The organism is Brevibacillus sp. HB1.4B, assembly GCF_013284285.1.
Classification (GTDB): Bacteria; Bacillota; Bacilli; order Brevibacillales; family Brevibacillaceae; genus Brevibacillus; species Brevibacillus porteri.
The window spans coordinates 37,832-46,690 of sequence record NZ_JABSUT010000019.1; the positions used below are offsets into that span (position 1 = coordinate 37,832).

Sequence of the window (8,859 nt, forward strand, 5' to 3'; positions counted from 1 at the left end):
TTATTGATCCCACTTATTGACCATATGGTGGGCGGTTAAACGCAAGCGATCAAAGATTTGCTTCCGAATCTCGCCTTCGAGTCCAGTCAGATCCATGGCTTTATCCATACAAGCGAGCCAAGCCTCTGCCTGTATAGGTCCAATAGGGAACGGCATGTGCCGTGCTCTCAGCATTGGATGGCCATGGGCATCCGAATACAGGCTTGGACCACCGAGAAACTGTGTCAAAAACTGATATTGTCGCTCCTTCACTTGCGTTAAATCTTCAGGGAAGAGTTCGGTAATATCGGGATGCTGCTTTACCAGATCATAAAAGGTATCGACAAGACGGGTCAAGGTATCTGCACCGCCAATGATTTCATAAGGGGTTTGATTCACATCAGACATTGAGGAAAACCTCCATTTCATAACGATTACAATCATAAGTATAACGTCTTCCTTCTATTATAGATAGATTGCTCGGCGAGTTGGCAGGTAATCCCGCTTGCCTTTCTTCGCAGAAATCTGTAAGATGATCAAGGTGAGTCATTCAGTAGGCACACCATGTACAAAAAAATATACGGAAACCCAAGAAAAAACTTGCGTTGCCCAGATCTTTTTAGTACAATATTGAATGTTGGTCATGGACTTGCGATGATGTGGGAGGTTGCTGACACACCCGGGCCCTTTGCCATGACTGGGGTGCAGGATATTTCCACGGAGAAATGTCTGTTTAAAAAATGGGCGAAAAAGGAGGGACTTCAATGGCAAAGCAAAAGATTCGTATTCGTTTGAAGGCGTATGATCACAAAATCCTGGATCAGTCCGCAGAGAAAATCGTGGACACTGCGAAGCGTTCCGGTGCTAACGTATCCGGTCCAATTCCACTTCCTACGGAGAAAGCAATTTACACGATCCTGCGTGCGGTTCATAAGTACAAAGATTCTCGTGAGCAATTCGAGATGCGTACACATAAACGTTTGATCGATATCTTGAATCCAACACCACAAACAGTAGATGCTCTGATGCGTCTAGATCTGCCATCTGGTGTGGACATCGAGATTAAACTGTAAGGTCCCAAAAAGCGATACACGCGCAGACGTTGTCTTGATAAGCGTGTTATACCAAGCAACAAACCCTTAAATGGCACCCCTGCGCATCGATGGGGACTTGATACAACATAAAGCGTTTTACTGAAATAAGCACAGGAGGTGGCACAAATGACCAAAGGAATCTTAGGGAAAAAACTTGGAATGAGTCAAGTTTTTGGTCCAAACGGAACAGCGATTGCTGTAACGGTTATCGAAGCAGGTTCTAACGTAGTTCTTCAGAAGAAAGACGTTGCGAACGACGGTTATGAAGCGATTCAAATCGGCTTCGAAGACAAAAAAGAACAGCGCGCTAACAAGCCGGAAAAAGGCCATGCAGCAAAAGCTAACACTGCTCCTAAGCGCTTCATTCGCGAAATTCGCGGAGTAAACCTCGCTGACTATGAGGTTGGTCAAGAGTTGAAGGCTGACATTTTTGCTGAGGGAGAATTCGTTGACGTTGCCGGCGTAACCAAGGGTAAAGGTTTCCAAGGTGCGATCAAACGTCACAATCAATCCCGCGGTCCTATGGCTCACGGTTCACGCTACCATCGCCGCCCAGGTTCTTTGGGTGCTGTCGATCCAGGTCGTGTATTTAAAGGCCAAACCCTGCCAGGTCAAATGGGTGGAGACAACGTTACCATTCAAAACCTGGAAGTGGTTAAAGTTATCGCAGAACGCAACTTGATTCTCGTAAAAGGCTCCGTGCCTGGTCCGAAAAACGGCTGCGTACTGGTTTCCACGGCAGTCAAGAAGAACTAGTAAGGAAAGGAGGAACTGACATGCCGAAAGTAGCTCTTTATAACCAAAGCGGTTCTCAAGTTGGCGAAATCGATCTGGCAGACAGCGTATTTGGGATTGAGCCTAACAGCGCAGTTCTGTACGATGCGATCGTGATGCAACAAGCATCCCAACGTCAAGGTACACATGATGTAAAGAACCGTTCTGAAGTACGTGGTGGTGGCCGCAAGCCATGGCGCCAAAAAGGTACAGGACGTGCACGCCAAGGTTCCATTCGCTCTCCGCAATGGAAAGGTGGCGGTGTTGTATTCGGTCCAACTCCGCGCAAATACGGTTACAAACTGAACCGTAAAGTTCGCCGTTTGGCACTGAAATCCGCACTCTCCGCAAAAGTACAAAGCAATGAAATGTTGGTTTTGGATGCTCTGAACATTGCAGCTCCTAAAACTAAAGAAATGACAGTTGTTCTGAACAACTTGAAAGCAGATCGCAAAGTTCTGATCGTTACTTCCGAGTACGACCAAAACGTAGCTCTTGCTTCCCGCAATATTCCAGGTGCAAAAATCGTAGATGCTGCAGGCATTAACGTTCTTGATCTGGTAGCGCATGACAAAGTAATCGTGACGAAAGAAGCGATTGCGAAAGTAGAGGAGGTGCTCGCCTAATGAAGAGCCTTCATGATGTCCTTAAACGCCCTGTCATTACCGAGCGCACCACTGACATGATGGCTGAGAAAAAGTACGTATTCGAAGTACCTCTCAAAGCCAACAAGACAGAAATCAAACAAGCTGTTGAAAAAGTATTTGGCGTAAAAGTAGAAGCAGTTAACACAGTTCGTGTACCTGCGAAACCAAAACGCTACGGAAAATACTCCGGTTACACATCCGAGTGGAAGAAAGCAATCGTTAAGCTGACTGATGACAGCAAAGAATTGGCCTTCTACGAGGGAGTATAACCTCGACGACTACCGAAAAGGAGGGTATTAACATGGGTATCAAAAAGTTTAAACCGACTTCTCCTGGTCGTCGCCAAATGACGGTTTCTACTTTCGAGGAGATCACCACGTCGACTCCCGAAAAATCCTTGTTGGCGCCTCTCAGCAAAAAAGCTGGTCGCAACAACCAAGGTAGAATTACCGTTCGTCATCAAGGTGGCGGTCACAAACGTAAATACCGTATTATCGACTTCAAACGTAACAAAGATGGTATCATTGGTCGCGTAGCAACCATTGAATACGATCCAAACCGTTCCGCTAACATCGCGCTGATCAACTATGCAGACGGTGAAAAGCGTTACATTATCGCTCCACAAAACCTGAAAGTGGGCGACCAGATTGTATCCGGAGCAGATGCCGACATCAAAATCGGTAACGCACTGCCAATGGAGAAAATCCCGGTAGGTACTACCATCCACAACATCGAGCTGAAACCTGGTAAGGGTGGCCAATTGGTTCGCGCTGCTGGTACTTCTGCTCAATTGCTTGGTCGTGATGGTGAATTCGTAATCGTACGCCTGTCTTCCGGTGAAACTCGCCGCATTCATAACGTATGCCGCGCTACCATCGGTCAAGTAGGTAACCAAGATCACGAATTGCTGAACATCGGTAAAGCAGGACGTTCCCGCTGGTTGGGTATTCGCCCGACAGTTCGCGGTAGCGTAATGAACCCTAACGATCACCCACACGGTGGTGGTGAAGGTCGCGCTCCAATCGGTCGTAAGGCTCCTGTTACTCCTTGGGGTAAACCAACCCTGGGTCTCAAGACTCGTAAGAAGAAGAACAAGTCCGACCAGTACATCATCCGCCGCCGTAAAAAGTAAGGTAGGCTGATACTATAACCGAACGCCTATGGCGAAGGGAGGTTCACTAATGGGACGTAGCTTAAAAAAGGGTCCTTTCGTGGATGACCACTTGATGAAAAAAGTTGACGAGCAAAATGAAAAGAACGAGAAACGCGTGATCAAAACATGGTCTCGCCGTTCCACCATCTTCCCTGATTTCGTAGGACACACGTTTGCAGTTTACGATGGCCGCAAACATGTACCTGTATACGTATCGGAAGACATGGTTGGTCATAAATTGGGTGAATTCGCACCAACTCGTACCTTCAAGGGTCACGTCGACAACGACAAGAAGTCCAAGAAGCGCTAATTTTCTCTTGACAGAGAGGAGGTACAAAGATGGAAGCAAAAGCAGTTGCACGGAATATTCGCATCGCGTCTCGTAAAGTCCGCCTGGTGGTTGACTTGATCAGAGGCAAGCAAGTAGGTGAAGCTTTGGCGATCTTGAAACACACGCCAAAGGCAGCTTCTCCAGTTGTTGAAAAGCTCCTGAAGTCGGCTATTGCAAACGCTGAGCACAACTATGAGCTGGATCCAAATAGCTTGGTAGTAGGCAAAATCTTCGTAGACCAAGGTCCTACGTTGAAGCGTTTCCGTCCGCGCGCTATGGGTCGCGCTAGCCGCATCCATAAACGCACGAGCCACATCACAGTGGTACTAAACGAGAAATAAGGAGGGATTACGTGTGGGTCAAAAGGTAAGCCCGGTAGGTCTTCGGATCGGTGTCATTCGTGACTGGGAGTCCAAATGGTACGCTGACAAGGACTTCGCAACTCTGTTGCACGAAGACTTGAAAATCCGTAAGTATGTAAAAGGGCGTCTGAAGGATGCTGCTGTATCCACGATCGAAATCGAACGCGCAGCTAATCGCGTGAACGTTACGATTCACACCGCTAAGCCTGGTATGGTAATTGGTAAAGGTGGTTCAGAGGTTGAAACTCTGCGCAAAACTTTGACCGAACTGACTGGCAAACGCGTTCATATCAACATCAACGAAGTAAAACGTCCGGATCTGGATGCTACTCTTGTAGCTGAAAATATTGCACGCCAATTGGAAAACCGCATTTCTTTCCGCCGTGCGCAAAAGCAATCGATCACTCGTTCGCTGCGCTCTGGTGCTAAAGGTATCAAAACCTTGGTAAGCGGTCGTCTTGGCGGCGCGGACATCGCACGTTCTGAAGGTTACAGCGAAGGTACTGTTCCGCTTCACACATTGCGCGCTGACATCGACTACGGTACTGCTGAAGCACATACCACTTATGGTCGCATCGGTGTTAAAGTGTGGATCTATCGTGGAGAAGTCCTTCCAGCGAGAAAGAACGTCGCTACTGAGGAAGGAGGCAAGTAATCATGTTGACGCCAAAACGCGTGAAACACCGTAAACAACACCGCGGGAAAATGGCAGGTAACGCAAAAGGCGGTACCACTGTTGCGTTCGGTGAATACGGATTGCAAGCAATGGAACCATCTTGGGTAACCAACCGTCAAATCGAGGCTGCCCGTATTGCAATGACCCGTTACATTAAACGTGGTGGTAAAGTCTGGATTAAAATTTTCCCTGACAAACCAGTTACACAAAAACCGCTCGAAGTACGGATGGGTTCCGGTAAAGGTTCTCCTGAGAAATGGGTAGCGGTAGTGAAGCCAGGCAAGATCATGTTTGAACTTGCTGGTGTTCCTGAAGAAGTCGCTCGCGAAGCTATGCGTCTGGCTATGCACAAACTGCCTATCAAGTGCAAGTTCGTGAAGCGTGAAGAAGTGGGTGGTGACGCACATGAAGGCTAATGAGTACCGTAATTTGACCACTGCCGAGCTCGAACAAAACGTTACTTCTTTGAAAGAAGAGTTGTTCAACCTTCGTTTCCAGTTGGCTACCGGTCAACTCGAAACCACATCTCGTATCAAACAAGTGCGTAAGGATATTGCTCGTGCGAAAACCGTCCTGCGCCAGAGAGAATTGGGAATCGGCTAATTATAGGAAGGAGGTTTGAACGATGACCGCAGATCGCAATATGCGTCGAACCGTTGTAGGTCGCGTCGTTTCCGACAAGATGGATAAAACCATTGTTGTTCTTGTTGAAACTTACAAGACACACCCATTGTACGGTAAACGCATGAAATTCTCCAAAAAGTTCAAGGCTCACGATGAGAACAACGCAGCAAAAGTTGGCGACATCGTAGAAATCATGGAAACTCGCCCATTGTCTAAAGACAAGCGTTTCCGTATGGTACGTATCGTTGAAGAGGCAGTAATCGTATAAGTCAGATTTTCGGATAGATAAATCCGAAAGGAGGAACAGTAAATGATCCAAACTCAAACGAGATTGGCTGTTGCTGACAACTCCGGTGCTAAGGAACTCATGTGCATCAAGGTTCTGGGTGGTTCCGGTCGCAAAACGGCGAACATCGGGGATGTTATCGTGTGCTCCGTAAAATCCGCTACACCCGGCGGCGTTGTCAAGAAAGGTCAAGTAGTTAAAGCGGTTGTAGTACGCACAGCAAGTGGCGTTCGTCGTAACGATGGTTCTTACATCAAGTTCGATGAGAATGCAGCTGTAGTTATCAAAGACGATCAATCCCCTCGTGGTACTCGTATCTTTGGACCTGTGGCTCGTGAGCTCCGCGATAAGGATTTCATGAAGATCATCTCTCTGGCTCCAGAGGTTATCTAATTGAACGGCAAAACTCAGGCAGTTTGTTCGATAGGAGGTGCACCAAGCGATGCACGTTAAAAAAGGCGACACTGTTATCGTAAATGCGGGCAAAGATAAAGGCAAAAAAGGTCGCGTTCTCGCTGCTTATCCGAAGAAAGAACGCGTTCTGGTTGAAGGTATCAACCTCGTGAAGAAACACAGCCGTCCGTCCCAAGCTAACCCGCAAGGTGGCATTGTGACTCAAGAAGCAGCTATTCACGTATCCAACGTATCTTTGATCGATCCGAAGTCCGGAAAAGCTACTCGCATCGGTTACAAAGTATTGGATAGCGGCAAGAAAGTTCGGTACGCGAAAAAGTCTGGCGAAGTACTCGACAAGTAGTCAGGTTGGAAAGGAGGATATCCTAGATGGCAACAAGATTGAAAGAAAAGTATACGAGCGAAATCGTGCCTGGCTTGATGAGCAAGTTCAACTACACTTCCATCATGCAAGTGCCGAAAGTAGAAAAGATCATCATCAATATGGGTGTAGGCGAAGCGGTAGCTAACGCTAAGTCCTTGGATACTGCAATTGAAGACCTGCAAATCATCGCTGGTCAAAAGCCTGTAGTAACAAAGGCTAAGAAATCCATCGCGGGTTTCAAATTGCGTGAAGGTATGCCGATCGGTGCAAAGGTTACTCTGCGCGGCGAGCGTATGTACCACTTCCTCGACAAATTGATGAACGTATCTCTCCCGCGTGTTCGTGACTTCCGTGGAATTTCTTCCAAGGCTTTTGACGGTCGCGGTAACTACACACTCGGTCTGAAGGAACAACTGATCTTCCCTGAGATCGAGTACGATAAAATTGATAAAGTTCGTGGTATGGACATCGTTATTGTTACTTCCGCGAAAACGGATGAGGAAGCTCGTGAGTTGCTGACTCAAATGGGTATGCCATTCCGTAAATAAACCCACTCGTAAGGAGGGAAGAATGTGGCAAAGAAATCAATGATCATCAAGCAACAGCGGCAGCCGAAGTTTGCAGTACGCGCGTACACTCGTTGCGAGCGTTGCGGACGTCCTCACTCCGTATTGCGCAAATTCAAACTCTGCCGTATTTGCTTCCGTGAACTTGCTTATAAAGGTCAAATTCCAGGCGTGAAAAAAGCAAGCTGGTAATTTGAAACGGGAAGGAGGTTTTCTCTCATGGTTATGACTGATCCAATCGCAGATATGTTGACACGTATTCGTAACGCCAACATGGTTCGCCACGAGAAAGTGGAAATCCCGGCGTCCACCATCAAGAAGGAAATCGCGCGCATTCTGAAAGAAGAAGGCTTCATCCGCGATGCGGAGTTTGTTGAAGACAACAAACAAGGAATCATCCGCGTATTCCTGAAATATGGTGCGAGCAACGAGCGCGTCATCACAGGTCTGAAACGTATCTCCAAGCCAGGACTTCGTGTTTATGCAAAGAACAATGAAGTACCTAAGGTTTTGGGTGGTCTCGGTTGCGCGATCATCTCTACATCCACTGGTGTAATGACTGACAAGCAAGCTCGTCAAGCACATGTTGGTGGAGAGGTTCTCGCATACATTTGGTAATTAATAGATCGTAAATAGCACAGGAGGTGCACCACATGTCTCGTGTCGGTAGAAAACCGATCGTGGTCCCTGCAGGCGTTACCCTCACTCTGAACGGTACTGAGCTGACGGTAAAAGGCCCTAAGGGTCAACTCGTTCGTAGCTTCCATGAAGATATCAAAATCAACATCGCTGAAAACGAAGTAGTAGTAGAGCGTCCAAGCGATAACAAACTTCACCGTTCCCTGCATGGTACGACTCGTGCGCTGGTATCCAACATGGTAACTGGCGTATCTGAAGGCTTCACTCGTACCCTGGAACTGGTCGGTGTAGGTTACCGTGCTGCCAAGTCTGGCAACGGTGTTACTCTCTCTCTTGGTTTCTCCCACCCAGTGGAAGTTACTCCAGAAGCGGGTATCGAAATCGATGTACCTAACCAAACGACTCTGATTGTTAAAGGTATCAACAAAGAGCGTGTAGGCCAAGTTGCTGCTGAGATTCGTTCCCTGCGCAAACCTGAGCCATACAAAGGTAAAGGTATCAAGTACAGCAATGAAGTGGTTCGTCGTAAAGAAGGTAAAAAAGGTAAATAAGCTTCTAGCTTCATGAGAAAGGAGGCCGCTTAATGTTTACGAAAGCTGATAAAAACAAAGCTCGGAAAAAACGTCATCTGCGAATCCGCAAACGCGTGATTGGTTCTACCATTCGCCCGCGTCTGAACGTATTCCGTTCTTCTAAGCACATCTACGCTCAATTGATCGACGATGCAACTGGCGTAACACTGGTATCCGCATCTTCTTTGGATAAAGAGCTGGGCCTGAATAATGGCGCTAACGTGGAAGCTGCTACAGCTGTTGGCACACTGATCGCTAAGCGTGCACAAGAAAAAGGTGCGACTGAAGTGATTTTTGACCGCGGTGGTTACATCTATCATGGACGTATTAAAGCACTGGCAGAAGCAGCTCGTGAAGCTGGTCTGCAATTCTAACAAC

The 8,859-nt window shown here is 47.4% G+C and carries 19 protein-coding genes; 18 read left to right on the top strand and 1 reads right to left on the bottom strand.

Going from position 1 to position 8,859, the window contains the following annotated elements:
* Positions 1-387, bottom strand: coding sequence for a globin domain-containing protein (locus HP398_RS29300; RefSeq protein ID WP_017247045.1), 387 nt, complete (start codon positions 385-387; stop codon positions 1-3).
* Between the two features lie 356 nt (positions 388-743).
* Between HP398_RS29300 and rpsJ the strand changes: the two genes are divergently transcribed.
* The 18 genes from rpsJ to rplR all read left to right on the top strand — a co-directional run bounded on the left by rpsJ (position 744) and on the right by rplR (position 8,855).
* Complete coding sequence (gene rpsJ, locus HP398_RS29305) at positions 744-1,052, top strand: 30S ribosomal protein S10 (protein ID WP_007716236.1); 309 nt, start codon at positions 744-746, stop codon at positions 1,050-1,052.
* Between the two features lie 147 nt (positions 1,053-1,199).
* Entirely contained in the window at positions 1,200-1,829 is a 630-nt protein-coding gene (rplC, locus tag HP398_RS29310; RefSeq protein ID WP_017247047.1) for a 50S ribosomal protein L3, read from the top strand.
* Between the two features lie 20 nt (positions 1,830-1,849).
* On the top strand, positions 1,850-2,473 hold the full coding sequence (gene rplD, locus HP398_RS29315; RefSeq protein WP_017247048.1) for a 50S ribosomal protein L4: 624 nt from the start codon (positions 1,850-1,852) through the stop codon (positions 2,471-2,473).
* Positions 2,473-2,763: a 50S ribosomal protein L23 gene (rplW, locus tag HP398_RS29320; protein ID WP_007716243.1), complete on the top strand. Its 291-nt coding sequence runs from the start codon at positions 2,473-2,475 to the stop codon at positions 2,761-2,763. The genes rplD and rplW overlap by 1 nt, the downstream gene beginning before the upstream one ends.
* Before the next feature lie 32 nt (positions 2,764-2,795).
* Positions 2,796-3,626 carry a 50S ribosomal protein L2 gene (gene rplB, locus HP398_RS29325; RefSeq protein WP_007716245.1) on the top strand — a complete coding sequence of 277 codons (831 nt, stop codon included), beginning with the start codon at positions 2,796-2,798 and terminating at the stop codon, positions 3,624-3,626.
* A gap of 49 nt (positions 3,627-3,675) precedes the next feature.
* Positions 3,676-3,957 carry a 30S ribosomal protein S19 gene (gene rpsS, locus HP398_RS29330; RefSeq protein WP_007716246.1) on the top strand — a complete coding sequence of 94 codons (282 nt, stop codon included), beginning with the start codon at positions 3,676-3,678 and terminating at the stop codon, positions 3,955-3,957.
* A 29-nt stretch (positions 3,958-3,986) separates the two neighbouring features.
* Positions 3,987-4,319: a 50S ribosomal protein L22 gene (rplV, locus tag HP398_RS29335; RefSeq protein ID WP_017247049.1), complete on the top strand. Its 333-nt coding sequence runs from the start codon at positions 3,987-3,989 to the stop codon at positions 4,317-4,319.
* 13 nt (positions 4,320-4,332) lie between these two features.
* Positions 4,333-4,995: a 30S ribosomal protein S3 gene (gene rpsC / locus HP398_RS29340; protein WP_007716248.1), complete on the top strand. Its 663-nt coding sequence runs from the start codon at positions 4,333-4,335 to the stop codon at positions 4,993-4,995.
* Between the two features lie 2 nt (positions 4,996-4,997).
* On the top strand, positions 4,998-5,432 hold the full coding sequence (gene rplP, locus HP398_RS29345) for a 50S ribosomal protein L16 (RefSeq protein WP_007716249.1): 435 nt from the start codon (positions 4,998-5,000) through the stop codon (positions 5,430-5,432).
* Positions 5,422-5,619, top strand: coding sequence for a 50S ribosomal protein L29 (gene rpmC / locus HP398_RS29350; protein ID WP_007716250.1), 198 nt, complete (start codon positions 5,422-5,424; stop codon positions 5,617-5,619). The genes rplP and rpmC overlap by 11 nt, the downstream gene beginning before the upstream one ends.
* A 22-nt stretch (positions 5,620-5,641) precedes the next feature.
* Entirely contained in the window at positions 5,642-5,908 is a 267-nt protein-coding gene (rpsQ, locus tag HP398_RS29355; RefSeq protein WP_007716251.1) for a 30S ribosomal protein S17, read from the top strand.
* A gap of 42 nt (positions 5,909-5,950) precedes the next feature.
* Positions 5,951-6,319 (top strand): 50S ribosomal protein L14, encoded by a 369-nt coding sequence (gene rplN / locus HP398_RS29360; protein WP_017247050.1) that lies wholly within the window; start codon positions 5,951-5,953, stop codon positions 6,317-6,319.
* A gap of 49 nt (positions 6,320-6,368) precedes the next feature.
* Positions 6,369-6,683, top strand: coding sequence for a 50S ribosomal protein L24 (gene rplX, locus HP398_RS29365; protein WP_017247051.1), 315 nt, complete (start codon positions 6,369-6,371; stop codon positions 6,681-6,683).
* A 26-nt stretch (positions 6,684-6,709) separates the two neighbouring features.
* On the top strand, positions 6,710-7,252 hold the full coding sequence (gene rplE / locus HP398_RS29370) for a 50S ribosomal protein L5 (protein ID WP_007716254.1): 543 nt from the start codon (positions 6,710-6,712) through the stop codon (positions 7,250-7,252).
* 24 nt (positions 7,253-7,276) lie between these two features.
* Complete coding sequence (locus HP398_RS29375; RefSeq protein ID WP_005828830.1) at positions 7,277-7,462, top strand: type Z 30S ribosomal protein S14; 186 nt, start codon at positions 7,277-7,279, stop codon at positions 7,460-7,462.
* A gap of 27 nt (positions 7,463-7,489) precedes the next feature.
* On the top strand, positions 7,490-7,888 hold the full coding sequence (rpsH, locus tag HP398_RS29380) for a 30S ribosomal protein S8 (protein ID WP_007716262.1): 399 nt from the start codon (positions 7,490-7,492) through the stop codon (positions 7,886-7,888).
* 35 nt (positions 7,889-7,923) lie between these two features.
* Positions 7,924-8,460, top strand: coding sequence for a 50S ribosomal protein L6 (rplF, locus tag HP398_RS29385; RefSeq protein ID WP_017247052.1), 537 nt, complete (start codon positions 7,924-7,926; stop codon positions 8,458-8,460).
* Between the two features lie 32 nt (positions 8,461-8,492).
* On the top strand, positions 8,493-8,855 hold the full coding sequence (gene rplR, locus HP398_RS29390) for a 50S ribosomal protein L18 (RefSeq protein WP_017247053.1): 363 nt from the start codon (positions 8,493-8,495) through the stop codon (positions 8,853-8,855).
* Positions 8,856-8,859: the final 4 nt, after the last annotated feature.

Coding starts and splice junctions, on each gene's coding strand:
- rpmC (WP_007716250.1), top strand. CDS start 5,422: ATGAAGGCTAATGAGTACCGTAATTTGACCACTGCCGAGCTCGAACAA.
- rplR (WP_017247053.1), top strand. CDS start 8,493: ATGTTTACGAAAGCTGATAAAAACAAAGCTCGGAAAAAACGTCATCTG.
- rplN (WP_017247050.1), top strand. CDS start 5,951: ATGATCCAAACTCAAACGAGATTGGCTGTTGCTGACAACTCCGGTGCT.
- rplW (WP_007716243.1), top strand. CDS start 2,473: ATGAAGAGCCTTCATGATGTCCTTAAACGCCCTGTCATTACCGAGCGC.
- rpsQ (WP_007716251.1), top strand. CDS start 5,642: ATGACCGCAGATCGCAATATGCGTCGAACCGTTGTAGGTCGCGTCGTT.
- rplV (WP_017247049.1), top strand. CDS start 3,987: ATGGAAGCAAAAGCAGTTGCACGGAATATTCGCATCGCGTCTCGTAAA.
- rplE (WP_007716254.1), top strand. CDS start 6,710: ATGGCAACAAGATTGAAAGAAAAGTATACGAGCGAAATCGTGCCTGGC.
- rpsS (WP_007716246.1), top strand. CDS start 3,676: ATGGGACGTAGCTTAAAAAAGGGTCCTTTCGTGGATGACCACTTGATG.
- rplD (WP_017247048.1), top strand. CDS start 1,850: ATGCCGAAAGTAGCTCTTTATAACCAAAGCGGTTCTCAAGTTGGCGAA.
- rpsH (WP_007716262.1), top strand. CDS start 7,490: ATGGTTATGACTGATCCAATCGCAGATATGTTGACACGTATTCGTAAC.
- rplC (WP_017247047.1), top strand. CDS start 1,200: ATGACCAAAGGAATCTTAGGGAAAAAACTTGGAATGAGTCAAGTTTTT.
- rplP (WP_007716249.1), top strand. CDS start 4,998: ATGTTGACGCCAAAACGCGTGAAACACCGTAAACAACACCGCGGGAAA.
- rplB (WP_007716245.1), top strand. CDS start 2,796: ATGGGTATCAAAAAGTTTAAACCGACTTCTCCTGGTCGTCGCCAAATG.
- HP398_RS29300 (WP_017247045.1), bottom strand. CDS start 387: ATGTCTGATGTGAATCAAACCCCTTATGAAATCATTGGCGGTGCAGAT.
- rplF (WP_017247052.1), top strand. CDS start 7,924: ATGTCTCGTGTCGGTAGAAAACCGATCGTGGTCCCTGCAGGCGTTACC.
- rplX (WP_017247051.1), top strand. CDS start 6,369: ATGCACGTTAAAAAAGGCGACACTGTTATCGTAAATGCGGGCAAAGAT.
- rpsJ (WP_007716236.1), top strand. CDS start 744: ATGGCAAAGCAAAAGATTCGTATTCGTTTGAAGGCGTATGATCACAAA.